This window comes from Azospirillum cavernae, from assembly GCF_003590795.1.
Classification (GTDB): Bacteria; Pseudomonadota; Alphaproteobacteria; order Azospirillales; family Azospirillaceae; genus Azospirillum; species Azospirillum cavernae.
In genome coordinates this window covers 1,588,891-1,614,977 of sequence record NZ_QYUL01000001.1, presented here as the reverse complement: position 1 = coordinate 1,614,977, position 26,087 = coordinate 1,588,891, and the positions used below count along the sequence as shown (strand labels likewise).

Here is a 26,087-nt window from a genome sequence, read left to right as displayed (position 1 = left end):
ACCCGGCAGCCTCGGTTGGGGTGTGCCGGCGTGGCCCAAACGCTCGTGAGGGCCTCGCGCTTCAATAAACCGATGGGAATGCCCGTCGGTTTACGGAATGTTAATGACGCCTTAACGGATCGCCCGTAAAACCCCGACCAACCTCTGCCGCCGAGGCGTGTGCCCCCTGACGGGGCGCGCCTCGGTCGCCGCGTACCTGCAATGGAACTGCAACATGCCGCGCCAAACGCCACTTTCTGACATCCGCAACATCGGCATCATCGCCCACGTCGACGCCGGCAAGACGACGACGACCGAGCGCATCCTGTATTACTCGGGTCGTAAGCACACGATCATCGACGTCCATGAGACGAAGGATCTCAAGACCTCGACGACGACCGATTACATGGAGCAGGAGCAGAAGCGCGGCATCACCATTCAGTCCGCCGCTGTTTCCGTGTTCTGGCGCGACAAGAAGATCAACGTCATCGACACCCCGGGCCACGTCGATTTCACCATCGAGGTGAACCGTTCGCTCCGCGTGCTCGACGGCGCGGTCGTGGTGTTCGACGGCGTCGCCGGTGTGGAGCCGCAGTCGGAGACCAACTGGCGTCTGGCCGACAATTACGACGTTCCGCGCATCTGCTACGTCAACAAGATGGACCGTTCGGGCGCGAACTTCCGTCGTTGCGTCGACATGATTCGCGCCCGTCTGAACGCCCGTCCGGTCTGCATCCAGGTTCCGCTCGGCTCGGAAGACAACTTCCGTGGCATGGTCGATCTGATCGAGATGAAGGCCTATGTCTGGTTCTCGGACGACAAGGACGCCAAGTGGGAGATCTGGGAGGTCACGGACGATCTCGCCCAGAAGCTCAACCTGACCGTCAAGGAAGACCTCGACAACATCGAGAGCATCAAGGCGCTGCGCGCCGACCTCGTCGACACCGCGCTGGAGCAGGACGAGGTGGCGATGGAAGCCTACCTCGATTCGGGTGAGGATCCCTCGCCGGAGGTTCTGCGCGCCTGTCTGCGCAAGGGCACGCTGAACAGCTCCTTCACGCCGGTTCTGTGCGGTTCGTCCTACAAGAACAAGGGCGTCCAGCAGGTTCTCGACGCCGTCGTCGATCTGCTGCCGGCCCCGACCGACGTGCCCGCCATCAAGACGGTGGACGAAGACGGCAACCCGAACGGCGAGCGTGACAGCTCCGACGAGGCGCCCTTCTCGGCGCTGGCCTTCAAGGTGCTGAACGACACCTACGGCTCGATGACCTTCATCCGCGTCTATTCGGGCGTGCTGACGAAGGGCATGTCGATCCTGAACTCGACTCGCGGCAAGCGCGAAAAGATCGGCCGCATGGTCGAAATGTTCGCCAAGGAAGCCAACCCGCTGGATGAAGCCCGCGCGGGCGACATCGTGGCGCTGGTCTCCTTGCAGGAAACCGAGACGGGCGACACGCTCTGCGAATCCTCGTCGCCGGTGATCCTGGAGCGCATGCGCTTCCCCGAGCCGGTCATCAGCGTCTCGGTCGAGCCGAAGTCGAAGGCCGAGCAGGAGAAGTTCTCCATCGCGCTGGGCAAGATGGTTCGCGCCGATCCGTCGCTCCGTCTGGAAACCGACCGTGAAACCGGCCAGACCATCCTGCGCGGCATGGGCGAGCTGCACCTGGAAGTGACGCTCGACCGCATGCGCACGGAGTTCGGCGTGGAAGGCAACATGGGCAAGCCCCAGGTCGCCTACCGCGAAGCGATCACCAAGCCGATCGAATACACCTACACCCACAAGAAGCAGACCGGCGGTTCGGGCCAGTTCGCCGAAGTGAAGATCGTGTTCGAGCCGCGCGAGCGTGGCGAGGGCTTCGAGTTCGTCGACGAGACGGTCGGCGGCACGGTTCCCCGCGAATATGTCCCGTCGGTCAAGAAGGGCCTGGAACTCCAGAAGGAAGACGGCGTCCTCGCCGGCTACCCGACGGTCGATTTCCGCGCTCGTCTGGTGGACGGCAAGTACCACGACGTCGACTCGAACGCTCTGACCTTCGAAATCGCCGCCAAGGCTTGCTTCCGCGAGGCCCTGCCCAAGGCTGGCCCGATCCTGCTGGAGCCGGTCATGAAGGTCGAGGTCGTCACCCCCGACAATTATCTGGGTGACGTCATCGGCGACGTGAACCGTCGTCGCGGCACCATCGTCGGTCAGGTCGAGCGTGGGTCGAACATCGCCGTCGAAGCGACCGTGCCGCTGAACGAAATGTTCGGCTACATCGGCCAGCTCCGTGGCATGACCTCGGGCCGCGCGTCCTACACCATGGAGTTCAGCCACTACGAGCCGGTGCCGCGCAACGTCACCGACGAAATCGTGGCCGGTCGCAGCAAGAACGGCTGATAAGGCGTTCTTGGTCGGTTGATCGTGTGATTGGCGATGGCCAGCGGAGCAATCCGCTGGCCATTGTCGTTTCCGCGACTCCTGGAATCGCGTGATCGTGTCTGTTTTGTCATCAAAATTGGCTGTTGTGACGGCTTTTCATTGTTTTTGTCGAAAATAGACAGAGTCAGTAACCAAATAGGCGTTGGCGAACCATCGGATCCGGGCGCAAATTTATGCGATGGCGATCCGACACTTCCTTTCCCTGATGACCCTGGTCCTGCTGACCGTCGGCGCCCCCGCCGGGGCCGGGCAGGGCAGTTTGCGTCTGGATCCCTTGTTCCAGGCGCTGCGGGCCACGACCGACGCCGCCTATGCGGAATCGGTGGAAGAGCATATTTGGGACCTGTGGCTCGACAACCCCAACGCCGAGACGATCCGGGTGATGCGGGCGGGCGTGCTCAGCTTCAACAGCGATGATTATGTCGCGGCTTTGGCGGCCTTCGACGCGGTGGTCGCGTTGGATCCGACTTACGCCGAGGGGTGGAACAAGCGGGCGAGCGCGCATTACATGCTGGGCCATCACCGGGCGGCGGCGGAGGATCTGCGGCGCGCCCTGAGCCTGGAGCCGCGCCATTTCGGGGCCTTGACCGAGCTTGGTCTGGTGTATCTGGCGGTGGATCAGCCCGCCGCCGCCCTGCGCGCTTTTGAGGCGGCCTTGGCCATCAACCCCCATCTCGACAAGGTGCGCCAGCAGGCGGACGTGATCCGCCGGACCAAAGTTGGGGTTGCTTTGTAGGGTCTTTTTGCTGCGATCCAGGGGGTGTTATTTTTAGCAAATCCCTTCTGGAAATCCCGCAATGGGCGTAGAACGATAAAAGAAGCGTCGTGAATGGCGTTTTTTCGCGCTATTTTCGCGCGGTTTCTTTCGTTCGGACGCAAGGTGTGGGATGACGGCGCACGATTTTTTTGAGCTGGCCGGGGAACTCCGGGTCATCAGCATGATGGGTTTGCTGTGCCTGTCGTTTTTGCTGCCGCTGACGATCTTCATCGGGCGCAGCAACATCAAGACGGTGCGCCAGAAGATCATCGCCGATCTGGAAACCGTGTTCCGCATCAACGACAGCGACACGGACAAGCTGATCCCATCCTTTGAATTCGCCGCTTACAAATACCGCGCCCTGCCGCATTACATCGAGGGACGACAGCCGTCGGAATGGCGGGCCTACATCCTGCCGGTTCTGGTGTTCATCATGGTGACGTTCAGCGGTTTCATCACCGCCAGCGGCGCGCTGTTGACCAAGGAGCGGCTGGAGCATTTCCAACCGCTGTTCAGCGGCATGACGCTCGTCACCGAGAACCCGGCCAGTTTGCGGGCCATGCTGGATTACCAGTTGCAGACCATCGCGGTTCTGACCTTCACCTTCTTTGGCGCTTACGTCTGGTCCATTGATTATCTGGTGCGGCGAATCTCCAACTATGATCTGTCGCCGATTTCCTTTCTGCGGGTGACGGCGCACATCATTTTGGCCTGCATCACCTCGGTCACGCTGCATCACGGCTACATGGACATGGCGCAGGCGACTCCGGCCAGCGCGGTCAGCGACCGGATGCCGGAGCTGATCGTCGCCTTTCTGGTTGGCTTCTTCCCCAAATTGGGGCTGCAAACGCTGCTGAGCCGGGTTCCGCAGTTGCAAATCCGGCGGATCGACCCGCGCGCCCAAGGTTTCGTCCGCGAATACCCCATCGACATGATTATGGGCATCGACTCGGCGATCAAATTTCGTTTGGCCGAGTTTGAAATCGAGGATGTCCAGAATTTGGCGACGGCGAATCCAATCCTGCTGTTTGTTGAAACCCCCTACGGCATCTATGAGACGATGGATTGGGTGGCCCAGGCGCAACTGATTCTGGCGCTGGATCTCGACCAGATCGAGGCGCTGCGGACCATCAACATCCGCACGATCTTCGACATTGAACGCTTCATGGAGCGCCCGGAGTCGCGCCCGTTGCTGCTGGCGGCGCTGAACACGCCGAAAACCGACGGCAAAAGCATCGTCCAACAGGATCGCGGCATCACGCTGGACAATCTCGAGTCGGTGGTCCGCGCGATTGGCGAGGATTTGCATGTCCAACGGCTGCGTCAGGTCTGGCGCAACATTGAACTGAAGCTGAGCTTCGATCTGCCCCATGTCCGCCGCGAGCGGGCGTTGCTGCTGTCCGATCAGCCGTTGGAGCCTGAAGCGGCGCGCTCCCAACCGGCGGCGGCGGCAACCGCGCCCCTGGAACCGACGCCCGCCACCGAGACGGCGCGCGTGCCGGAACCAGCCTGACGCAGAACCGCCCGCCGGGCGGGAAGGCGCGGCGGGCGGGGCTGGTCTCTCAGTCGGCGGGTGGGGGAGGGCGGATCACTCCGCCTCGACCCAGGCGATGCGCAGGATGTTGGTGTTGCCGGGGGTGCCGAAGGGCACGCCGGCGGTGATGACCAGACGTTGGCCTTCCAGCGCGATGCCGTCCTTGTGGGCGGCGCGGGTCGCCTTCTGCACCATCTCGGAGAAGTTGGCGACGTCGGAGGTGTGGACGGCGTGGACGCCGAACACCAGTTGCAGCCGCCGCGCCGTCTCCAACGCCGAGGTCAGGCAGAGGATGGGCTGCTCTGGGCGCTCACGGGCGGCGCGCAGCGTGGTGGACCCCGACGTCGTGTAGGTGACGATGGCCGCCGCCTGGATCGTGTGGGCGACCTGCCGGGCCGCCGCTGTGATGGCGTCGGCGGCGGTCTGCTGCGGGTCGGGGTGCTGGGCGTCCATGATGGTGCGGTACAGCGGATCATGCTCCACCCGGCGGGTGATGCGGTCCATGATCGACACCGCTTCCAGCGGGTAATCGCCCGAGGCGGTTTCCGCCGACAGCATCACCGCGTCAGCCCCGTCATAAACGGCGGTCGCCACGTCCGACGCCTCGGCGCGGGTCGGGGCCGGGGCGCTGACCATCGATTCGAGCATCTGGGTGGCGACGATCACCGGCTTGCCCGCCCGGCGCGACTCGCGGACGATGCGCTTTTGCAGGGTCGGCACGTCTTCGGCGGGCAGCTCGACGCCCAGATCGCCACGGGCGACCATGATGCCGTCCGACAGCTCGATGATTTCGGCCAGATGGGTGATCGCCTGCGGCTTCTCCAGCTTCGACAGCAGAGAGGCGCGCCCGCCGATCAAGCGGCGGGCCTCGGCGACGTCCTCAGGCCGTTGGACGAAGCTCAGCGCCACCCAATCGACGCCGATCTCCAGCGCGAAGGCCAGATCCTCGCGGTCCTTCTTGGTCAGCGGCGACAGCGGCAGGACGACTCCGGGGACGTTGACGCCCTTGCGGTCGGACAGCTTGGTGCCGGAGATCACCACCGTCTCGGCGTGGTCGGGGCCGCAGGAGACGACGCGCAGGCGCACGCGGCCATCATCCAGCAGCAAATCGGTGTCGGGCGTCAGCGCCGCGAAGATCTCCGGGTGGAACATGCCGACCCGCGTCGAGTCGCCGGGTTCCTTGGACAAATCCAGGCGAAAGCTTTGCCCGGCGGTCAGCGTGATCGGGCCGTTGGCGAAGGTGGCGACGCGCAGCTTCGGCCCTTGCAGGTCGGCCATGATGGCGATGGGGCGGCCGGTGTCGGCCTCCAACTCGCGCAGAGTCTTCAGGCGGGCGCCGTGGTCGGCGTGGCTGCCATGGCTGAAATTCAGGCGGAACACGTCGACGCCGGTCTCAAACAGCTTGCGGATCATCTCCGGCGAGGTCGATGCCGGGCCGAGGGTCGCCACGATTTTGGTCAGGCGGGAGCGGCGGATCGGGGGGTGGGCCGGGCCGCCGTGCGCGGCGGCGGTCGGAGTCGGGGATGCGCCGGTCGGCGTCGTGCCAGTCGTTGTCATGAATGCAAGCCTTCGCAGGTTGATCGTGTGGTGATGGGGCAGAGACTGGTGCGCCGTGGCCGTTCGTTGGGTCGAACAATCCGTTGAGGTGGTTGTTGCCCATCATTATGCGGCGATCAAGGGTCTGCTTGATGAAAGGGCGTCGATTGGTTGCGGAGTCGGGCTTGCGTTCGTCGGCGTGGTCGTTTACGGCTGTGCGTCGCGGCGAATGAGGTCCGGCGGTCGGGATTTGGTCTTGACAAGTTCGGGGCTTTTTCTATAGTCGCACCCTCTCGTGCCCTATCCGGGTACGAACGACGTTTTGCGTGCCGGGTTTCAGGGGGATCTGAATTCGGGACGCTTGAATCATCGGTCGCCCATGCGGGAGGCCGACGGGAATCGAGGAGAGCAGGCGTGGCGCGTATTGCTGGCGTCAACATCCCCGCGCAAAAGCGTGTGGAGATCGGGTTGACCTACATCCATGGTATCGGCCCCTTCAAGGCCAAGGAACTCTGCGCGAAGCTGGACATCCCGGCTGAACGCCGTGTCAATCAGTTGACCGACGACGAAATCCTGAAGATTCGCGAAACCATCGACGCCGACTATCGCGTCGAAGGCGACCTCCGCCGTGAAGTCGCGATGAACATCAAGCGTTTGATGGATCTGGGTTGCTATCGCGGTCTGCGTCACCGTAAGGGCCTGCCGGTCCACGGTCAGCGCACCCACACCAATGCCCGCACCCGCAAGGGTCCGGCGAAGCCGATCGCCGGCAAGAAGAAGTAAGACAGAGGATTACCTTCCATGGCCAAGCCGTCCGCCGCCTCGCAGCGTCTGCGTCGTCGTGAGCGTAAGAACATCACCGCTGGCGTCGCGCATGTGAACGCCTCGTTCAACAACACGATGATCACCATCACCGACGCGCAGGGCAACACCATCGCCTGGTCGTCGTCGGGCACCATGGGCTTCAAGGGTTCGCGCAAGTCGACGCCCTACGCCGCCCAGGTGGCTGCCGAGGATGCTGGCCGCAAGGCCCAGGAACACGGCATGAAGACCCTGGAAGTCGAAGTGAAGGGTCCGGGTTCGGGGCGTGAGTCCGCCCTGCGCGCCCTCCAGTCGGTCGGCTTCCAGATCACCTCGATTCGCGACGTCACGCCGATCCCCCACAACGGTGTTCGCCCGCCGAAAAAGCGTCGCGTCTGATCTGTTGGTTTTCGCATCCGCAGGAATCCTCCGCTCCGGGACAGGAGGCCGCAGCCATCGCGGTCTCCTCAGCATGGGAGCGGAGAATTCCTGCGGGTTCGTTTTCACTTGATGGCTGTTGAGGTTGCCCCGTGCTTCAGAAGAACTGGCAAGAGCTGATTAAGCCGAACAAGCTGGACATCCAGCCCGGCGATGACGCCGACCGCACCGCGACCGTGGTCGCCGAGCCGCTGGAACGCGGTTTCGGTCTGACCCTTGGCAACGCGCTGCGCCGCATCCTGCTCTCCTCCTTGCAGGGCGCTGCGGTCACGGCGATCCACATCGACGGCGTTCTGCACGAGTTCTCGTCGATTCCCGGCGTCCGCGAAGACGTGACCGACATCGTCCTGAACATCAAGACGATGGGTCTGCGCATGGGCGGCGATGGGCCGAAGCGCATGCGCCTGCGCGCCGACGGCCCGGGCGAGGTGACGGCCGGCATGATCGAAACCGGCCCGGACATCCAGATCATGGATCCCGATCTGGTCATCTGCACGCTGGACAACGCCGCGCGCCTGAACATGGAACTGACGGTCGAGACCGGCAAGGGCTATGTCCCGGCCAGCCAGAACCGTCCCGAGGACGCGCCGATCGGTCTGATCCCGGTCGACGCCCTGTTCTCGCCGGTCCGCAAGGTGTCCTACAAGGTCGACAACGCCCGCGTCGGCCAAGTCACCGATTACGACCGTCTGACGATGAACATCGAGACGAACGGTTCGGTGAAGCCGGATGACGCGTTGGCGCTCGCCGCCCGCATCATGCAGGACCAGTTGCAGCTCTTCATCAACTTCGAGGAGCCGACGCACGCCGTCTCCGAGGAGAAGCACGAGGAGGTTCCGTTCAACAAGAACCTGCTCCGCAAGGTGGACGAGTTGGAGCTGTCGGTCCGTTCGGCCAACTGCCTCAAGAACGACAACATCGTCTACATCGGCGATCTGGTTCAGAAGACCGAAGCGGAAATGCTGCGCACGCCGAATTTCGGCCGCAAGTCGCTGAACGAGATCAAGGAAGTGCTGTCCCAGATGGGCCTGCATTTGGGTATGGAAATTCCGAACTGGCCGCCTGAGAACATCGAGGAATTGGCCAAGCGTTTGGAAGAGCCGTACTAAGCATCGTCTTTTCCCCCTCCCCAACCCTCCCCCGCTTCGCGGGAGAGGGGGTTGGTTCCCTCCACCGCCGACGGCGGGGGAGGGCTGGGGAGGGGGCAATGTTTTCGACCAAAGGGCAATCGCCCGTCCCCGTTGCCGTACCAGCGCTATGACTGGGCGGCGGGGTTCACGACCGGCTCCCCGAGGGGGGCCAAGCCATGAAGGAGGACCGCCATGCGTCACGGCGTTTCAGGACGTAAGCTCAACAAGACCACGAGCCACCGCAAGGCCATGTTCTCGAACATGGCGAACGCGGTCATCAAGCACGAGCAGATCACCACCACCCTGCCGAAGGCGAAAGAACTGCGTCCCATCGTGGACAAGCTCATCACGCTCGGCAAGAAGGGTGGCCTGGCCAACCGCCGTCTCGCTTACGCGCAGCTGCGCGACAACGAGATGGTTACGAAGCTGTTCGACGTTCTGGCCGACCGCTACAAGGATCGCCAGGGTGGTTACAGCCGCGTTCTGAAGGCTGGCTTCCGCTACGGCGACGCCGCCGACATGGCCGTCATCGAGCTGGTTGATCGTGACGTCGCCGCGAAGGGCCAGAATTCCGGCCCGTCGCAGGATGTCGCCGACGACGTCGACGGCGCCAGCGAAGAGTAAGACCGTCCATCGACTCGGCGCCTATCCCCAGGCGCCGACCGACATCGGGTGTTGATCGACCCTTCCTCCGGAGTCTTCCGGGGGGAGGGTCTTCTCATATGTGGCAGGCGGAATGTTACGATCCCTTTACAACCGTATTCAGCGCCTGTCGGCTCGCAAGGACGCGGTTTGGTGGATGTCCGCCGTGTCTTTTTCGGAAAGTTCGTTCTTTCCGTTGCCGCCCGACGTGATGCTCATCCCGATGTGTCTGGCCCAGCCGAAAAAGCTGTGGTTTTACACCAACATCTGCGCGCTGGCGTCGTTGCTGGGCGGAATGGTCGGCTACGCGCTGGGCTATTATCTGTTCGAGAGCGTCGGGCGGCTGATCATCGACCTTTACAACGCGCAGGAGTCCTTCCAGCGCTTTCAGGACATGTTCGCCGAATTCGGCCCCTGGTTCCTGATTTTGAAGGGCGTCACGCCGATTCCCTACAAGCTGCTGACCATCACCGCCGGATTCGCCCATCTGGATCTGACGGTGTTCATCCTCTGCTCCATCGTCGCTCGCTTCTCGCGATTCTACATGATCGCGATTCTCATGCATTTCTACGGCGCGCAGGTGCAGGCGATCATCGAAAAGCGCCTGATGCTGGTGACGACCGTGCTGCTGATCGTCGTGGTCGGCGGTTTGTTGAGCTTCAAATTCATCTGACGCCCGCCGCCTGCCCCGGCGACGCGCCGGGGCGGCGATGAGGCGCTTGAGGGCGTCAGTTCGGCGTGCCGTGGTCCTGGCGGTCACGCTGGGCGGGTGGCAAAGCGTCGCGCTCCCGGCGGTCCTGGCGGACGATGACGGCGATGGCGGCGAGCACCACCAGCCCGCCGATGGCGGGAAACAGCATTTCGCCGAGGCTGACGTCGGGCCGGGACGCGGTGCGGGCGACCAGCATCAGCAATCCGGCGAACAGCAGCCCGGCGAACAGCAGCCGTGGCGCGCGGTGGGAGCGCTTGCTCCCGGTGTTGGGTGTCATTTGGGTCATTCCCTTCTGAGGCTGGTTCCCGGCATATTGGGACCGATCCGGGGATGGACCAGTGGCCGTGGCATTCCGCCCAGCCGCATACCATCTTCGTACCAAGAAAAACAGGAGCCGTGTGGCCATGTTCCGTCCGATCCGCCTTTTTGCTCCGCTGGTTGCCGTCGCGCTGCTCGGTCTGACGGCCTGCGCCGATCAGCCCGCGCCGCGCGCCGCCACGGTGGCCGCCCCCGCCGCCGCCGTCACCCAGCCGCAGGCTCCGGCAAAGCCCGCCGCCGCGCGCGCCACCCCGGCCCCCGCCAGCAGCCCCGACGATCAATCTCTGCGTCTGAACGGCGACACCAGCGGCGGCGGCACCTGCCGGACGCAGTGCGAGCGTGGCCACAATGTGTGCATGGATTCGGTCGCCGCCCGCACCCAGAGCGGCCTGGAGCGCCCGGACGCCGGTGGTCCTTTCACCCCGTCGGACAATTGCAGCTATCAGCTCAAGCAATGCTTCCAGCGCTGCACCACCGTGCGCTGACAGTGGGGCGCTGAGGTCTTTTCGCGGGTTGGCGGCGCGTCCGGTCAGGAGCGCCGCCCCCGCAAATTCTCCCAATAGGTCAGGCGTTTCTTGATGTCGCGCTCGAATCCGCGTTCCACCGGGCGGTAGAAGCTGTGGCGCTCCACGCCTGGCGGGAAATAATTCAGGCCGGAAAAGCCTTCCGGCGTGTCGTGGTCGTAGATGTAGCCCTGCTTGTAGCCGAGATCCTTCATCACCCGAGTGGGCGCGTTCACCGCGTGCATCGGCGGCATGACGCTGCCGGTCTTGCGCGCCAGCGCGCGGGCTTCGCCCAACGCGACCTCGACCGCGTTCGATTTCGGCGCCGTGGCCAGATACAGGCAGGCCTGAGCCAGCGCCCGTTCCCCTTCCGCCGGGCCAAGCCGCTCGTAGGTCTCCCAGGCGGTCAGCGCCTGGACAATCGCGTTGGGGTCGGCCAGCCCAACGTCTTCGTTGGCGACGCACAGCATCCGCCGGGCGATGACGCGCGGATCCTCCCCCGCCGCCAGCATCCGGCACATCCAATAGAGCGCGGCGTCGGCGTCGGACCCGCGCAGGCTTTTGTGGAAGGCCGAGAGCAGGTTGTAATGACCATCCCCGGCCTTGTCGTAGGACGGCATCCGCCGTTGCAACACCCGGCCCAACCCCGCCGCGTCCAGCGCCTCCCCATCGGACAGAGCGTTGATCTGCTCCAGCATGTTCAGCAGGAAACGCCCATCGCCGTCGGCCATGGCGAGCAAGGCGGTTCGCGCGTCGGGCGTCAGCGGCAGGGGATGGCCGAGATGGGACTCGGCGCGCTCCAGCATGGCGGCCAGCGCGGCCTCATCCAAGCGGTGCAGAACGAAGACCTGGACGCGGGACAGGATGGCGGCGTTCAGCTCGAAGCTGGGGTTTTCCGTGGTGGCGCCGACCAGGGTGATGGTGCCGTCTTCCAGATAGGGCAGGAAGATGTCCTGAACCGATTTGTTGAAGTGGTGGACCTCGTCGCAAAACAGCAGGGTGCCTTGCCCGCCCGCGCGCCGCCCCCGCGCCGCCTCGAACATTTTGCGCAGATCGGCGACGCCGCTTTGCAGGGCCGAGATGGCTTCGAAATGCAGATCGGTGGCCTCGGCCAACAGGCGGGCGATGGTGGTCTTGCCACAGCCCGGCGTGCCCCACAGCACCATGGAGGACAGGTTGCGCGCGGCGACCATCCGCCCGATGGGGGCGTCGGGCTTCAGCAGATGATCCTGCCCCACCACGTCGGCCAGACGTATGGGGCGCAGCCGGTCGGCCAGCGGTCGCGGCGCCTGGTTGGCGAAAAGGCTGGAGGACATCGGCGGAATTCCTGGTGAGGCTAAACCATCGGTCTCTGGAAACACAAAAAGCCGCCGGAGCGATGCTCCCAGCGGCGTTGCCGGTTGTGCCGACATCAACCCAAGGCCGAAACCCAGGGTTGGTCGGGGGGTGTTTACGCCGCCATGCCGTCGATGGGCGCGGAGGCGATCAACCGATAATGGTCGGTGTCGACGAGAACCGAACAGCTCAGCGTCTTCGACACGCCTTCATCCTCGGTGCTGACGATGCGGGCGTGCGGGATCCCGAGCAGATTGACGGTCCCCATCACCCGCCACGCGCGCCCCTTGGCCGCGCCGACCGGCTGGAAGACTTGTCCGATCTGGACGTGTTTCTTGCTCATGGCGGAACCCTCTTAACGACGAAAACGCACCCGCAACGTCTGATGGCGTTGAGCGTGGGGCTTTTTCGTCCATTGTGCCAGTGTCTGCTGAACAGTTAAGCGCAGCAACGAGTCGCGATCAACCCCTAAGTATTTTCACAAAATGCGGGTCAGCAGCCGGAGCGGGGCAGAGCCTCGATCTTTTCCAGAATGGCGTTGACGATGAAATCGCCGTAATCAATCTGCATGGATTCGGCGATGCCGTTTTGCAGCAGGCGCAGGCTCATTTCATATTCGGGTTGCGCCGAGTCGCTGTGGGTGGGGAAGAAGGCCATGCGCACCGGCCAGGTCTGGGCGTCGCGCAACAGGGCGTCCTTGGCGGCGTCCTTGGCCGGGCCGGGTTGGCCGATCACGGTGGAGACTTCGGTCGCGCCCTCGGCGTCGGCGCCGTCGAAAATGGTGCGGCTGAAGAAATGCTCCCCCCGGCGGGCGTGGTCGAGGATCGCCAGCGTGTGGGCGGTCGGGAACATCGCCCCGGCGGGCAAATCAATCTCTTGCGGTTCCGGCTTGGAGAATTGGGCCGTGCCGACGCCGCCGTTGGGCGTCAGGTTGGCCTCGCCGCGCACGTCGTCGTCCACCTCGCCGTTGATGGTCTTGCGGACGTTGAAGCGGTAGCGCAGGCCGTCCTTGGCCTCCCACGTCGTGTAATTGGTGTTCATCGCCATCTCGTCGCCTTCGCTGTAGACGAAGCGCAATTGAAAGCGCTGTTCGGTGGTCCAGCCGTCGCAGGCGTCGGCCCATTCGAACATCATGCGCCCGCGCACGTCGCTGACCTTGGAGCTGTTGCGGGCCGACAGCAGCGACATGGTGTAGATCGCCCGGTGCGGTTGGATGGCGGCGGCCACCTCGCTGGAGCTGGGCAGGGCGGAGGGCAGGGTGGCGGCCAGCGCGGGCGCGCCCGCGACCAGCGTGGCGGCGACGCCAAGGGCCGCGCCCATGGCCGCGCCCAGAAGCTTGCCCAGAAACAGGCGACCAGCGGAACGGGGGGCGGTGCGGCGGTTGGACAAGGCGGGATCCACAGGTGATTGTCGGCGCTGGTTGGATTATGGGTGTTTTTAACGCAGACCGAAAGGGCTGCCACCCGCAATTCCTATCATTGGAAAGGAATTCCCAGCATGACAGGCTCCGCCGATTCCGCCATTCCCCGTTCGGCTGACGACCATTTGGCCGAGCCGCCTTCGGCGGATCCCCGCCCGGTGGTTCTGCTGACCCGCCGCCTGCCCGAGGCGGTGGAGGCGCGCGCGTCGCGCGATTACACGGCGATCCTGAACCCGACGGACGAGGCGCTGTCCGGCTTGGCCATCGCCGAGCGGGCGGCGGCGGTGAAGGCCGACGCCGTGCTGTGCTGCGCCGGGGACCGGCTGGACGCCGCCGCCATCGCCGCCCTGCCGGAACGGGTGCGGCTGCTGGCGACCTTTTCCGTCGGCACCGACCACATCGACCTCGCCGCCGCCAAGGCGCGCGGCCTGACCGTGACCAACACGCCCGACGTGCTGACCGACGCCACCGCCGACATCGCCCTTCTTTTGATTTTGGGAGCGGCCCGGCGCGCGTCGGAAGGCGAGCGGTTGATCCGCGCCGACGCCTGGACCGGCTGGACCCCCACCCAATTGATGGGAACCCACATCGGCGGCAAGCGTCTGGGCATCATCGGCATGGGCCGCATCGGCCAGGCGGTGGCGCGGCGGGCGCGGGCCTTCGGCATGACCATCCATTACAGCAACCGCAAGCGCCTGCCCCGGGAGTTGGAGGAGGGCGCGGTCTATCATTCCGATCCCGACGCGCTGTTGGCGGTCAGCGACGTGCTGTCGCTGCATTTCCCCGCCACGGCGGAAACCCGGCATTGGCTGAACGCCGAACGGATCGAGCGCCTGCCGCCGGGGGCCATCCTCATCAACACCGCGCGTGGAACGGTGGTGGATGACCAGGCCATTGTTGCCGCCTTGCGCAGCGGACGGCTCGCCGCCGCCGGTCTGGACGTGTTCGAGAACGAACCGAACCTGTTCGCGGACTATCGTGACCTGCCGAACAGTTTTTTGTTGCCGCATTTGGGAAGCGCCACGGTCGAAACCAGAAACGCCATGGGTTTCAAGGCGTTGGACAACATCGACGCGGCGTTGTCCGGGCGGGAGCCGCCCGACCGGGTGGTGTGAGTTTCAGCGCCAAGTGGGACAAAATTGCCCGGCGGCGGCAGAAGCTGCCGGGCGGCAAAGGACGGTCGGAAAAATTGGCAGCCCCGCGAAAAGGGCGACTCGCGGAATCGTCTGGGGCGGCAAGTTGGCACGCCGTCTGCATAGGGGATGGCAAGAGTATCGACCTCCAGTGAGGAGCCGCCCCATGAACGCCATCGTTGCCGCCCTGGACCTGACGTCCCACTCCTGCGATCGTTTCGACGGCGCGATGGCCTGGAATCCGGTCGCGTTGGCCTCGCGGGTTGGGTTGCTGCGGGGAACCGAGCGGCAGGCGCTTGATGAGACCATCGCCCTGCTGGCAGAGGCGCGGGAAACCATCGCCCAGCAGCAGGAGCGCATCGCCTATCTGGAAAGCCTGACGATGACCGACGAGCTGACCGGCTTGTTGAATCGGCGGGGCTTCTACAGTCACTTCCGGCGCGAACTGGCCTCGGCCCGGCGCAGCGGGGCGGCGGGCGGTCTGTTGGTGATGATCGACCTCGACGGCTTCAAGGCGATCAACGACACCCATGGCCATGTCGCCGGAGACAGCTATCTGCGGCAGGTCGCGCTGATGATCGTGTCCAGCGTCCGGCAAGAGGATGTGGTGGCCCGGCTGGGCGGCGACGAATTCGCCGTGCTGCTGACCAACACCGACGTGGCCAGCGGTCTGGCCCGCGCCAGCGAACTGGCGGCGCTTGCCGACGCCTGCCACGCGGAATGGGGCGGGGTTTCCCTGCCGGTTCGCTTCTCGGTCGGGACCCAGCCCTATGGCGCGGAAGACCAAGAGGACGAGGTGATGCGGCGGGCCGACAGCATGATGTACGGGGCCAAAAGCGCCCGCCGTCGGGACGCCAAGCGCAAGACGAAATCCCCCGCGCAACCCGGCGTCGGCGCGTAACCGGCTGTCGGTCGCCGCTTGGGACCAGGCTTGGAGCCAACACAGGCCGCCCGCGCTTTTGCGGGCGGTTTTGTTTTGTCCAATCAAGCGGCTGTGTTCGCTTTGGCGGCGCCGTCGGCGTCCTTGAGTCAACGGCGAGTCAACGGCGAGTCAACGGCAATTTAACCGTCGCGACCTGTTGGGAAAAGGGGTATACCGGGGTGTGGTCGCCGTGATCGCGCCTTGCGGCGCCGGTCAACGCCACATTCGGCGGTCAGCCAGGGCGCCAAGCTTTGAGTGGAGAGTGCATGTCGGTGGAACCGGGTGGGTCAACCATGGTCGACGGCGCGTCAGCCAAGACGGTCCTCATCGTTGAGGACAATGAGCTGAACATGAAGCTGTTCCATGATCTGCTCGAAGCGCATGGTTACGGCACTCTGCAAACCCGCGATGGGATGGAGGCGATGCGGTTGGCCCGCCAGCATCGTCCCGATTTGATCCTGATGGACATCCAGTTGCCCGAGGTGTCGGGGCTTGAGGTGACGCGTTGGATCAAGGACGACGCGGAGTTGAAAAGCATCCCGATCATCGCCGTCACCGCCTTCGCCATGAAGGGGGATGAGGAAAAAATTCGCCAGGGCGGCTGTGAGGATTACATTGCAAAACCGATCTCCGTCGTTAAGTTTCTTGAGACGGTTAGAAGGTTTCTAGCCTAACGTTTGTTGAACCGAAGCTTCACAGGATCGCATCGCTCCATGTCTGCGCGCGTGCTCGTCGTCGATGATGTTCTGCCCAATGTGAAGCTGCTCGCGGCCAAGCTGACCCGCGAGTATTTCAACGTCATCACGGCCTTCAACGGGCCGGACGCGCTGGAGATGGTTCACAAGGAATCGCCGGACATCGTTCTGCTCGACGTCATGATGCCGGGGATGGACGGGTTCGAGGTGTGCGAGCGCATTCGCTCCGACCCCGCGACCATGCACATTCCCGTGGTGATGGTCACGGCCCTGTCCGACGTCGCCGACCGGGTGCGCGGGCTGGAGGCTGGGGCCGACGATTTTCTGACCAAGCCGGTCAACGACATCGCCCTGTTCGCGCGGGTTCGCTCGCTCGTTCGTCTCAAGATGATGATGGACGAATGGCGCTTGCGCGAAAACACCTCGGGCCAGTTCGGGGTGATCGAGCGCAGCGGCACGCTGCTGAACGAATCCTTTGAGCGCGCCCGCATCCTGGTCTTGGAGGATTCCGCGCTCGACCTCGACAAGGTCACGGAAACCCTGCAACGCGACCACAACAGCGTGATGGCGACCGACACCGGGGCCAAGGCGCTGGAACGGGCGCTGAGCAACGAGTTGGATCTGGTCGTCATCAGCCTGACCTTGGTGAATGAGGACGGCTTGCGCCTGTGCTCGCAACTGCGCTCGCACGAGCGGACGCGGCAGGTGCCGGTCCTGCTGATGGTGGACGAGGGGGATTTGAACCACGTCGCCAAGGGGCTGGAACTCGGGGCCAACGATTACGTCATCAAGCCGATTGACCGGAACGAGCTGCTGGCCCGCGCCCGCACCCAGATCCGGCGCAAACGCTACCAGGAGCGGCTGCGCTCGAATTACGAGCAAAGCCTGTCGATGGCGCTGACCGACAGCCTGACCGGCGTCTTCAACCGCCGTTACGTCAACGCCCATCTGCCGCGCCTGCTGGAACGCGCCATCGACAGCCAAAAGCCGGTCGCTGTGCTGATGTTCGACATCGACCATTTCAAGGCGGTCAACGACAGCCACGGCCACACCATCGGCGACGAGGTGCTGCGCGAGGTGTCGGCGCGGGCCAGCCGCAATCTGCGCACCTTCGATCTGGTGGCGCGCTTGGGCGGCGAGGAGTTCATCGTCATCCTGCCCGACACCGACGGCGAAGCGGCGCTGATCGTCGCCGAACGGCTGCGCCAGCGCATCGCCGACGTTCCCTTTGCGGTGTCCGCCACCGGGGCCGAAGAAATTTCGGTGACGGTGTCGATTGGCATTTCGGTCGGCGGTCGCCTGGGCGATACGGCGGAAACGTTGATCCGCCGGTCGGACGAGGCGCTGTATGAGGCCAAGCGAGCGGGCCGCAACTGCGTCATCGGTGACGCGCGGGTCGATATCGAAGGCTGATGTCGAGGTCTGATGTCGGCTCGGTTCCCCCCTTTCTCACCCGCTGGCGCTGATTTCCCAACCCGAATGATGCCGCAGCGCCGTTCCTGTGCTATCACGGTCTTTCGCACGCGGGCCGTCAGGCCGTGACGGCTTGCGAGGACGGGCGGAAGGCGTTGTTCCGACAGCCCGTTTTGTTGTGTTCCGACTGAACGGCGTCCCTGTCGCATGTCCTTTTTTGATGCTTTGCCGCTCGGCTCCCAAGCTGGCGTCGCCGTACCCTTCGCTCAGGAGGATCTGACGCGCGTCTTCGAGGCGAAAACCTTGCAGCGCGGACGCACCCTGATTATGACGGGCGCCGTCACCTTGTCCGACGCGGGCGCCAACCGCATCAAGGCCGAGGTCAATGATCTGGGCCGCCGTCTGGCGGTGGTGGTCACGCCGATCCAGGGCAAGCGCGGCGTGGTGCTGGAACGCACCTGCACCTGCGGCCGCAACGCCTGCGCCCATATGGCGGCGGCGGCGATGATGGCGCTGGACACCTGCCCGGAATGGCGCAAAGCCTCCCTCTTTGATCTGGCGGATCGGGCGCCGCCCGCTCCCGCGAACACGGCGGCCCCTGCGGCGGCCCCAGCCTCTGCGGCGAAAGCGGCGACGCCGACCTTGTCGCTCGTCCACCCAACCACCCCGTCGAAGACCGCCCCCCCAAGTCTGCCGTTGGCTCCCCTGCCGTTGGTTCCGACGATTCCCATGGCGGCGACCACTCCCAGCCAGCCGACGCCCAAACCCGGCCCGAAGGCCGAGGGCGAGCGCAGCCTGCGTTGGACGCTGGAGCCGGGACAGGGCGAGGTCGCTTGCTGCATCTCCGCCGATTTCGTGACGGACGGGCAGACCGAGACCGAACCCGCCACCCCGCGCGACGTGCTGGCCAAGGCCCCACGCGACATCAGCGGCGACGCCGACCGCGCCATCGCCCGGCTGTTGGGCGGCGGCGGCACCTTGCGCACCCCGGTCGCCAAGAGCCGGGGCGAGGCGGTGGATCGTTTGCTGCGCCGTTTGCTGGGAACCGGGCGGCTGTTCTGGCGCGACGGCACCCCCTTGACCGAGGCGCCGGGCCGCGTCGTGCGCGCCTTCCGCGATCCGGCGACGCGCAAGCTGCGGCCAACCGGGTTGCCGGAACGCTGCACGCTGTTCAAGGGGCAATCCTATTGGTGCGTGGATTCGGCCAGCGGCAGCGTCTTCGCCGTTGATCTCCAGGTGGTGGAGGTGCCGAAGAGCAAGCCGGTTCCGCCCATCGCGGCGCCCGCCGCTCCCGCTGCCGCGCCGCCGCCCTCGCGGCTGTTCGCTCCGTTGCGCACCGCGCCCAACCAATCGCCGTCCTTCCGCGACAACGCCATTCCCGGCATCCGCAGCGGCGCAGCCGAGGCGGCGGACATCGTCGAACGGTCGCCGCGCGTGCTGGCCCTGCTGGGTCGGGTGGTCACGCCGCATGACGGGTTGGTCGATGTGCTGCGGCTGTCCTTCGATTACGGCGAACCCGGCGAACCGGCGGAAATCGAACCGGACGATCAGCGCCAGTTCGCCCGGTTCGAGGATGAGTTCGGCAACGTCACCTTCGTCCGCCGCGACAAGCGGACCGAACAGGCGGCGTTGGACCGGCTGTCCGGCCTTGGCTTCGCCCAGGCGCGCATCGAGCCGCCGAAGGGCACGCTGAACGGGCGCGGCACGCGGGTTCACTGGCTGACCGGGCGCGACATCGAGGAGCGTTGGAAAGCCTTCCTGACCACCGAAATCCCCGCCTTGACCAAGGCCGGTTGGGTGGTGGAGGTCGGCAGCGATTTCGGCGCCAAGGTGATCGAGCCGGGATCTGACGTGGACGTCGCCGTCCGCGACGCCGGCGACGGCTGGTTCGATCTGGACGTCGGGGTGGAGATCGACGGGGAGCGTCGCCCGCTGCTGCCGATCCTGGCTCAACTGGTCGAGCGCGGCGGCTTGTCGGCCACCCGTGTCATCGACGGTCGGGCGCACATCGTTCTGGACGACGGCAACGTCCTGTCGCTGCCCGCCGAGCGGGTCGAGCGCTTGATGAGCGTGCTGGAAGCCATGCTGGGGGCAGGGCGGCCCGTCGGCGACCGGCTGAAGGTGCCGTTGGCGGAAGCCGACTCGCTGCTCGACATCGACGATCTGATCGCCCGCCGGGTCGAGGAAACCGCGCAGATTGACGGCTACCTCAAGCGCCTGCGCGACAGCGAGGTGCCGGGCGACATGGAACCCTCGCCGGGTTTCCATGGCGAGTTGCGCGATTACCAGCGCGCCGGTCTGGCCTGGATGCAGAGCCTGCGGGCCAACAGCGTCGCCGGGATTCTGGCCGACGACATGGGGCTGGGCAAAACCGCCCAAACGCTGGCCCACATCGCCATGGAAGAGCATGAGGGGCGCTTGACCGACCCGTGTCTGGTGGTGGTGCCGACCAGCCTTGTGCCGAACTGGGTGGCGGAAGCCGCGCGTTTCACCCCCGATTTGCGGGTGGTGGTGCTGCATGGGTTGGACCGTCACGAAAAGCTGTCGGACCTCGACCGCGCCCACATCGTGGTGACGACCTACGGCGTGGTGGCGCGCGACGTCGATCTGCTGAAACGGCTGAGCTGGCACATGCTGGTGCTGGACGAGGCGCAGGCGATCAAGAATCCCGACGGCAAGGCGACCCGCGCCGTCACGGCCTTGCAGGCGCGGCATCGGCTCTGCCTGTCCGGCACGCCGGTGGAAAACAATCTGGGCGAGCTGTGGAGCCAGTTCGCTTTCCTGATGCCGGGCCTGCTGGGCGACCGCAAGGAGTTCGGCAAGCGTTACCGCGTGCCCATCGAAAAGCGCGGCGACAACACGCGCGCCAATCTGCTGATGCGCCGCATCCGCCCCTTCCTGCTGCGCCGCACCAAGGAGGCGGTGGCCAAGGAGCTGCCGCCCAAGACGGAGGTGGTGGTCCGCATCGACCTGGACCGCGACCAGCGCGATCTGTACGAGACGATCCGCCTGTCGGTGAACGAGACGGTGCGCGCCGCGCTGGCGGTTGGCGGGCAGGGCGGCGGCATGGGCCGCAACGCCATCACGGTGATCGACGCGCTGTTGAAGCTGCGTCAGGTCTGCTGCGACCCGCGCCTGTTGAAGATGCCCACCGCCGCCAAGGTGAAGGAAAGCGCCAAGCTGGAGGCGCTGACCGAGATGGTGCGGGAAATGGTGCCGGAAGGCCGCCGCATCCTGATCTTCTCGCAATTCACCACCATGCTGGATCTCATCAAGGTGGAGCTTGAGAAGGCGGCCATCCCCTATGTCGAGTTGACCGGGCGCACGCTGGACCGCGCCGCGCCGGTCAACCGTTTCCAGAACCGCGAGGTTCCCGTCTTCCTCATCAGCCTGAAGGCGGGCGGGCGCGGCCTGAACCTGACCGCCGCCGACACGGTGATCCATTACGATCCCTGGTGGAACCCCGCCGCCGAGGATCAAGCGACCGACCGCGCTTACCGCATCGGCCAGGACAAGCCGGTCTTCGTCTACAAGCTGATCGCCGCCAATTCAGTGGAGGAGCGCATCATCGAGCTGCAACGCCGCAAGGGCAGCCTGTCCGCCGCCACCATCGAAGGCACCGGGCTGGTCAGCGCGCTGGACGGCGGCGACATCGATTACCTGCTGGGGGCCGAGGCGGAGTAGGGCGAAACAGAGGGGCGGGGAGTGGAGTAGGGAGAATGGAACTGTAGGAAGAGGAGGTAATTTGTCCTAGGATTTCCTTGTTTGATATCTGAGCAGTGCATCTTACTGATCGCTAGCGCCACGCATTAAGTAAACGCTAATGGCGGAGGCTACCGTTACAACCAGTTCGGCATCCTCAAAGCGTGGAGTACGGCCTTCCCGAAGGTGTCGCCCTTGTTCAGACGCAAAGCCCCATAGCTTCTCTAATCCCGCGTCAAGTGGTTTGGGAAGGTTCAACGAAGAAACGAGTTGGCCGAGTGTTTTAGTAGGCTGGTTTAATACGTCTCTTGCTACGCACTCAAGCGCCGCCATAGAGTGCTGTACGGCTCCTGTGATGTCCGCTTCCGGTCGGCGGGAGAGATCGGCAAGTGCTTCGTGCATTTCCTGTGCAGCAGTTTGGCGCCCCGTGCTGGCCATCAGCATGGAAGCCGATTTCGATGACTCAGCAAATATCTCGGATCCTCGGGCAATGATCAGACCGTTTTCCATTGCCCAGCCAATTCCGTTTTCGCGGAAAAACTCATTAAGGCGATTTTCAAACTGCCTACCACTTTCTGGATCGTTCTCGGACAAGGACTCATAAAAGCCTTCTGCGATATCATAGACCCGGTACCACGGAGCCTGCCAAACGAGTTCTTGGACTTCATCGGCAACATTTGGGTATGCGCTCCAATTACCAGGATCCGGACGTCTGAGAAGAATTCCGCAGACTTTTGAACGAGCGCTATGAGGTGACAGACCGAGGTGGTCAGCAAGCATGACAATTCCCTCCCGCAGGACCTCTGGCGCATCTTCACGTACTGTGATCTCAGCGGGAACACCTTGATAACCGAAACGCCTAGAGAACGAACTCGCCACATCTTGCTCCTTCGACAGATGCCGACCTTTCGGGGAATTCTACCGCAATACATGCATGTGAGGCGCGAAAATTATCAAATGATTCGCGGCATTGGTGTCTCCGTTTCACGCCCGCGCCGCACCAGCGCCGCCGCTTGGATCAGCACCTCCGGCCCGGCGCCGGGCAGATGGGCGTTTTCGCTGATGTGGCGGCGCCACGCCCGCGCGCCCGGCAGACCCTGGAACAGGCCCAGCATGTGGCGGCTGATGGCGGCCAGCGGGGTTCCGCGCGTCCGCCGCGCCTCCTCGGCGTAGTCGGCCATCGCCGCGACCACGGCGTGACGGTCGGGGCCGGGCAGGCCGTCAAACAGGCGGCGGTCGGCGTCGGCCAGCAGATAGGGCGTTTCATAGGCCGCCCGCCCGATCATCACGCTGTCCAGCGCGGGCAGATGCGCCGCCGCCTCGTCCAGATTGCGGATGCCGCCGTTGATGGCGATGGTCAGATGCGGGAATTCCTGCTTCACCCGGTGGACCAGATCGTAACGCAGCGGCGGCACGTCGCGGTTTTCCTTGGGGCTGAGGCCCTTCAGCCAGGCCTTGCGGGCGTGGACGATGAAATGGTCGCAGCCGGTCGCCGACACCGTGCGGACGAAGCGCTCCAGCGTCGGCCATTCCTCCATCTCGTCAATCGCGATGCGGGATTTGACGGTGACGGGGATGGCGACGGCCTCGCGCATCGCGCCGATCAGGCGGGCGACCAGATCCGGTTCGGCCATCAGACAGGCGCCGAAGCGGCCCGACTGCACGCGGTCGCTGGGACATCCGACGTTCAGGTTCACCTCGTCATAGCCCCAGTCCTCGGCGATGCGGGCGCAGGCGGCCAGATCCGCCGGGTCCGACCCGCCAAGCTGCAAGGCGACCGGATGCTCCGCCGCGTCGAAGCCAAGCAGCCGTTCCCGGTCGCCGTGCAGCACCGCGCCGGTCGTCACCATTTCGGTGTAGAGCAGCGTGTTGCGCGACAGCAAGCGATGGAAAGACCGGCAATGGCGGTCGGTCCAGTCCATCATCGGGGCGACGGAGAGAATATTAACGTTTTTCATCAACCACTTACCACTCTTTCGCGTCTGTCAGCCGCGCTTTTGCCGGTGAATTTTATCCAACATTTTCAAGCATTCTCCAACATTCCGTTGACGCTGTGCCAACAATCTTGTCGCCTCTGCCCCGTGTTGTCAGGCAAGGAGCGGTTTTGGGAGCGATCACGGAGCGCCGGAAAAAGGATGGGGGAAAAGCCGCCTTCAACTCACTGCGGACGCGGTCAATGGCTTCGGCAAGGTCGCGATGGCCATGCTGGTAAAAGCCGTTTGCGGCGGATTCCAGTTCGTCGTCCAGGCGGTTGCAGCGCTTCGAGTTCAGCGGGAGCTTGTTCGTTTTGATGGCGTGCGGTGGTGTCATCGTCCAGCCTGCGCGTTCGCCGCGTCGTCGGCCAGCTTCAGGCGCGCTTTGGGAAGGAAGCAGCCGCCAAGCTGGGCGTCCTCTGTGCTGATGTGGTGGTGGATGGCCGACCTCAAGGCCCTGCCGGTTGGGCAACTCGCCGACAAGCGCGGGTGCCTGCTGTGGCTGTGGGGGACATGGCCAATGCTGCCCCAAGCCATCGAGTCCGGCTTGGCCTGGGGGTTCCGCTACGTCACCGGATTCCCGTGGGTGAAGCGGACGGTCAACGACAAGCTGGCGTTCGGGCCGGGCTATGTGGTTCGGGTCTCCACCGAACACGTCACCTTGTGGGCCATTGGCGACCCGCCCTATGGCCCGGCCTGGGCAAACCTGCTTAGGCACGACGGCACACCCTGGAAGAGCGTCATCACCTCGCCACGACGCAGTTGTCGGCGAACCAGAACCTTTCCCTCTGCGGTGACGCCATGAACCTGGGAGACATTCTTTGCCAGATCCAGACTGATCGTCACCAGCGTGGTCATCAGCCGCTCCTATAAGGTGGTTTCTTCAACGACCTCAACTTGACACCGTTTCCCGGTGAAAGGGCCGTCCACCACATCACCTCACGAGCAGATTCACGCGTCAAATCGATCCCGATTCAACGCGATCTACTCTAAGTTTCCAGTGGCCCGTCTGAGGGCGCATAGACGCCCTTCGTGCCGTCGACGGTGACGCTGGTGGAGCGGTCGCCCTGTTTGCGCCAAAGGGACGCCGCCTCGCGATCTGAGGGGTGGCGTGAGTTCCCATAGACATCCGCCTGATCCCGGCACTGGATTGCCGGGCGGCCAAAGCCGTCGATCAACCGTTCGGTCAACGCCTGGGAAATGGCTTCGGAGGTTGGAGCGTGGCGCCAGCCCCGATGAAGCTCCTCGTCGATCTGCTCAAGCAGTTGCAGGCGATCCGGCCAAGTCAATGGCAGGAAGGCCGCCTCCCAAAACAAAAGCAGCGCGTCCACCTCGTCGCCGACGCGCTCCAACCCAACCGCGTCAATCGACGTCTTAACGGGTGTCTGTCGGTAAAGCACGCGCCCCTCCTCGCACAGCCCGCGATCTGAATCGTCAGCGGCTATCCATGAAGAGCAAGGGCGGGCGGCGGGACCAGCCTCGGAATCCACTCACGGCCACGCGGCGTGCACGGGAAAACCCCGCGCCGCAACCGCGACGCGAGGCTTTCTTCACAAGGGGGCGTCGGTCGTTGGCGGGCCGACGCTCCTTGCGGTTAGCGCTTCACGGGGATTGGCGCGCCCAGCCCGCCGATGCCACCCGCGACCTTGTCAAGGTCGCCGTCGTCAAGCTTCGCGGGCTTGGCCTTTTCCGGCATCTGGGGGTTCTTGGGCGTGTCGCCGTGAATGTTCTTGCCACCCTGGGGGGCTTTGTCGGTCGGCTTGTTCATCACATTCTCCAAAGGTTTGAACGGCGATGTCTCGCCTGTTCCATCCCACAATCGCTACGCCGTGGGCTGCGCGGCCGCCGCGCTGGATCGTTTGGCGGCTCAACGGTGTGTTTGGGCGTGTCGGATCAGGATTGATGACGCCGACGCAGGACGCCGATCCCCAGCAAGCCAACCCCCAGCAGGGCCAGCGGGGCCGGAGCGGGAACTTCCGTGATCGTCACGCCGGAAAAGACGAAGTTGGTCGGTCCAGCCTGACCCGCCGGATGCCCCGGCGTGGGGTTCGAGCCAAGCAGGACGATCGAGCCGCCAGCAGCGTCGAGGTAGCTCGCCGGGCTGAGGATGTAGAGGCTGTAATTGCTGACGTCGGCGGTCAACTGGGCCAGCACGGTGTTCGACCCAATGAGGTCAAAGGCGAAGCCCGACGCGTCAAAGGCGAAGAAATTCACCAGCGAGGCGGGGCCGAAATCGCTGCCGGTGATGAAATGGGTGACGGGATCGACGAGAACCGGGAACAGATTGTTGTTGGTGTCATAATTGCTGCCAACTGAGGTTCCGATCGGTTTCAGATTGGCGATGGACGCCGACAACAGAACCGCGTCCGTGGCCGAGTCCTTCTTGGTCAGGGTGCCGGTGATTCCGAGGATCCGATAGGCCCCGAAATTCTGCATGATGCTGCTGCCGTCCGGGTTGGTCCCAACCGGCTCGCTCACCGTGTCGGCGATGTAATCGGTCGTCCGCAGGGTGAAATTGAGGTCCAGGTAGGAGCCGCCATTTCCCAGCGGCGATTTGGCCCCGAAGGTCGCCAGGATTTCCCCGGCCTCGGCGCTGAGGGGAACAAGGCCGACCGTGGTGGCGAGCAGGCTCGCGGCGACGGCGGCGGCGATCTTGGTGTTGGAGAATGCTGACATTGCTCGATGCTCCCGGAGGTCCAAGGGGGCGAGGCCACTTGGCCCGTCT

Annotated in this window: 25 protein-coding genes; 15 read left to right on the top strand and 10 right to left on the bottom strand. The window is 64.5% G+C overall.

Features of this window, described 5'->3' with window-relative positions; all coding sequences use genetic code 11:
- Positions 1–214: 214 nt before the first annotated feature.
- The 3 genes from fusA to D3877_RS07320 all read left to right on the top strand — a co-directional run bounded on the left by fusA (position 215) and on the right by D3877_RS07320 (position 4,668).
- Positions 215–2,356, top strand: coding sequence for an elongation factor G (gene fusA, locus D3877_RS07330; protein WP_119830008.1), 2,142 nt, complete (start codon positions 215–217; stop codon positions 2,354–2,356).
- A 220-nt stretch (positions 2,357–2,576) separates the two neighbouring features.
- Complete coding sequence (locus D3877_RS07325; RefSeq protein WP_119830007.1) at positions 2,577–3,134, top strand: tetratricopeptide repeat protein; 558 nt, start codon at positions 2,577–2,579, stop codon at positions 3,132–3,134.
- A 151-nt stretch (positions 3,135–3,285) separates the two neighbouring features.
- Positions 3,286–4,668 carry a hypothetical protein gene (locus tag D3877_RS07320; RefSeq protein WP_119830006.1) on the top strand — a complete coding sequence of 461 codons (1,383 nt, stop codon included), beginning with the start codon at positions 3,286–3,288 and terminating at the stop codon, positions 4,666–4,668.
- Between the two features lie 75 nt (positions 4,669–4,743).
- Here the strand turns inward: D3877_RS07320 and pyk are convergent, their stop codons facing one another.
- Positions 4,744–6,246 (bottom strand): pyruvate kinase, encoded by a 1,503-nt coding sequence (gene pyk, locus D3877_RS07315; protein WP_119830005.1) that lies wholly within the window; start codon positions 6,244–6,246, stop codon positions 4,744–4,746.
- 393 nt (positions 6,247–6,639) lie between these two features.
- Between pyk and rpsM the strand changes: the two genes are divergently transcribed.
- The 5 genes from rpsM (at position 6,640) to D3877_RS07290 (ending at position 9,909) form a co-directional block, all read left to right on the top strand.
- Positions 6,640–7,008 (top strand): 30S ribosomal protein S13, encoded by a 369-nt coding sequence (gene rpsM, locus D3877_RS07310; RefSeq protein ID WP_119830004.1) that lies wholly within the window; start codon positions 6,640–6,642, stop codon positions 7,006–7,008.
- Between the two features lie 18 nt (positions 7,009–7,026).
- Positions 7,027–7,425 carry a 30S ribosomal protein S11 gene (gene rpsK, locus D3877_RS07305; protein WP_119830003.1) on the top strand — a complete coding sequence of 133 codons (399 nt, stop codon included), beginning with the start codon at positions 7,027–7,029 and terminating at the stop codon, positions 7,423–7,425.
- A 131-nt stretch (positions 7,426–7,556) separates the two neighbouring features.
- Positions 7,557–8,573 carry a DNA-directed RNA polymerase subunit alpha gene (locus D3877_RS07300; protein ID WP_119830002.1) on the top strand — a complete coding sequence of 339 codons (1,017 nt, stop codon included), beginning with the start codon at positions 7,557–7,559 and terminating at the stop codon, positions 8,571–8,573.
- Positions 8,574–8,786: 213 nt separating this feature from the next.
- The gene (rplQ, locus tag D3877_RS07295; protein ID WP_119830001.1) at positions 8,787–9,218 is read left to right on the top strand and encodes a 50S ribosomal protein L17; all 432 of its coding nucleotides are present in this window, start codon (positions 8,787–8,789) and stop codon (positions 9,216–9,218) included.
- Between the two features lie 175 nt (positions 9,219–9,393).
- Complete coding sequence (locus D3877_RS07290; protein ID WP_238474766.1) at positions 9,394–9,909, top strand: YqaA family protein; 516 nt, start codon at positions 9,394–9,396, stop codon at positions 9,907–9,909.
- 55 nt (positions 9,910–9,964) lie between these two features.
- Here D3877_RS07290 and D3877_RS07285 read toward each other — a convergent pair whose 3' ends face one another.
- The gene (locus D3877_RS07285; protein ID WP_147395100.1) at positions 9,965–10,225 is read right to left on the bottom strand and encodes a hypothetical protein; all 261 of its coding nucleotides are present in this window, start codon (positions 10,223–10,225) and stop codon (positions 9,965–9,967) included.
- A 127-nt stretch (positions 10,226–10,352) separates the two neighbouring features.
- On the opposite strand from D3877_RS07285, the gene D3877_RS30150 reads away from it, so the two are divergent.
- Positions 10,353–10,751: a hypothetical protein gene (locus D3877_RS30150; protein ID WP_199720718.1), complete on the top strand. Its 399-nt coding sequence runs from the start codon at positions 10,353–10,355 to the stop codon at positions 10,749–10,751.
- Positions 10,752–10,795: 44 nt separating this feature from the next.
- Here the strand turns inward: D3877_RS30150 and D3877_RS07275 are convergent, their stop codons facing one another.
- From D3877_RS07275 to D3877_RS07265, 3 genes are all read right to left on the bottom strand, one after another.
- Entirely contained in the window at positions 10,796–12,085 is a 1,290-nt protein-coding gene (locus tag D3877_RS07275) for a replication-associated recombination protein A (RefSeq protein ID WP_119829998.1), read from the bottom strand.
- Positions 12,086–12,219: 134 nt separating this feature from the next.
- Complete coding sequence (locus tag D3877_RS07270) at positions 12,220–12,447, bottom strand: hypothetical protein (protein WP_119829997.1); 228 nt, start codon at positions 12,445–12,447, stop codon at positions 12,220–12,222.
- A 149-nt stretch (positions 12,448–12,596) separates the two neighbouring features.
- The gene (locus D3877_RS07265; RefSeq protein ID WP_238474765.1) at positions 12,597–13,493 is read right to left on the bottom strand and encodes a cell envelope integrity EipB family protein; all 897 of its coding nucleotides are present in this window, start codon (positions 13,491–13,493) and stop codon (positions 12,597–12,599) included.
- 108 nt (positions 13,494–13,601) lie between these two features.
- Between D3877_RS07265 and D3877_RS07260 the strand changes: the two genes are divergently transcribed.
- The 5 genes from D3877_RS07260 to D3877_RS07240 all read left to right on the top strand — a co-directional run bounded on the left by D3877_RS07260 (position 13,602) and on the right by D3877_RS07240 (position 21,371).
- Complete coding sequence (locus D3877_RS07260; RefSeq protein ID WP_119829995.1) at positions 13,602–14,639, top strand: 2-hydroxyacid dehydrogenase; 1,038 nt, start codon at positions 13,602–13,604, stop codon at positions 14,637–14,639.
- Positions 14,640–14,823: 184 nt separating this feature from the next.
- Positions 14,824–15,558, top strand: coding sequence for a GGDEF domain-containing protein (locus D3877_RS07255; protein ID WP_119829994.1), 735 nt, complete (start codon positions 14,824–14,826; stop codon positions 15,556–15,558).
- Between the two features lie 287 nt (positions 15,559–15,845).
- Positions 15,846–16,253, top strand: coding sequence for a response regulator (locus D3877_RS07250; RefSeq protein ID WP_274379610.1), 408 nt, complete (start codon positions 15,846–15,848; stop codon positions 16,251–16,253).
- A gap of 39 nt (positions 16,254–16,292) precedes the next feature.
- Positions 16,293–17,687, top strand: a complete 1,395-nt coding sequence (locus D3877_RS07245; RefSeq protein WP_119829992.1) for a PleD family two-component system response regulator — start codon at positions 16,293–16,295, stop codon at positions 17,685–17,687.
- A 207-nt stretch (positions 17,688–17,894) separates the two neighbouring features.
- On the top strand, positions 17,895–21,371 hold the full coding sequence (locus tag D3877_RS07240) for a DEAD/DEAH box helicase (RefSeq protein ID WP_119829991.1): 3,477 nt from the start codon (positions 17,895–17,897) through the stop codon (positions 21,369–21,371).
- A 102-nt stretch (positions 21,372–21,473) separates the two neighbouring features.
- On the opposite strand, the gene D3877_RS07235 is transcribed toward D3877_RS07240, so the two are convergent.
- A complete protein-coding gene (locus D3877_RS07235; RefSeq protein ID WP_119829990.1) occupies positions 21,474–22,268 on the bottom strand; it encodes an AbiJ-NTD4 domain-containing protein in 795 nt (264 codons plus the stop codon).
- A 74-nt stretch (positions 22,269–22,342) separates the two neighbouring features.
- Positions 22,343–23,347: a tRNA dihydrouridine(20/20a) synthase DusA gene (gene dusA / locus D3877_RS07230; protein ID WP_119829989.1), complete on the bottom strand. Its 1,005-nt coding sequence runs from the start codon at positions 23,345–23,347 to the stop codon at positions 22,343–22,345.
- A 454-nt stretch (positions 23,348–23,801) separates the two neighbouring features.
- On the opposite strand from dusA, the gene D3877_RS31125 reads away from it, so the two are divergent.
- Entirely contained in the window at positions 23,802–24,167 is a 366-nt protein-coding gene (locus tag D3877_RS31125; RefSeq protein WP_158599808.1) for an MT-A70 family methyltransferase, read from the top strand.
- Positions 24,168–24,351: 184 nt separating this feature from the next.
- Here the strand turns inward: D3877_RS31125 and D3877_RS07215 are convergent, their stop codons facing one another.
- The 3 genes from D3877_RS07215 to D3877_RS07205 all read right to left on the bottom strand — a co-directional run bounded on the left by D3877_RS07215 (position 24,352) and on the right by D3877_RS07205 (position 26,038).
- Positions 24,352–24,762 carry a hypothetical protein gene (locus tag D3877_RS07215; protein WP_147395099.1) on the bottom strand — a complete coding sequence of 137 codons (411 nt, stop codon included), beginning with the start codon at positions 24,760–24,762 and terminating at the stop codon, positions 24,352–24,354.
- Positions 24,763–24,956: 194 nt separating this feature from the next.
- Positions 24,957–25,130 (bottom strand): hypothetical protein, encoded by a 174-nt coding sequence (locus D3877_RS29770; protein ID WP_158599807.1) that lies wholly within the window; start codon positions 25,128–25,130, stop codon positions 24,957–24,959.
- A 125-nt stretch (positions 25,131–25,255) separates the two neighbouring features.
- Positions 25,256–26,038 carry a PEP-CTERM sorting domain-containing protein gene (locus D3877_RS07205; protein ID WP_158599806.1) on the bottom strand — a complete coding sequence of 261 codons (783 nt, stop codon included), beginning with the start codon at positions 26,036–26,038 and terminating at the stop codon, positions 25,256–25,258.
- Positions 26,039–26,087 lie beyond the last annotated feature (49 nt).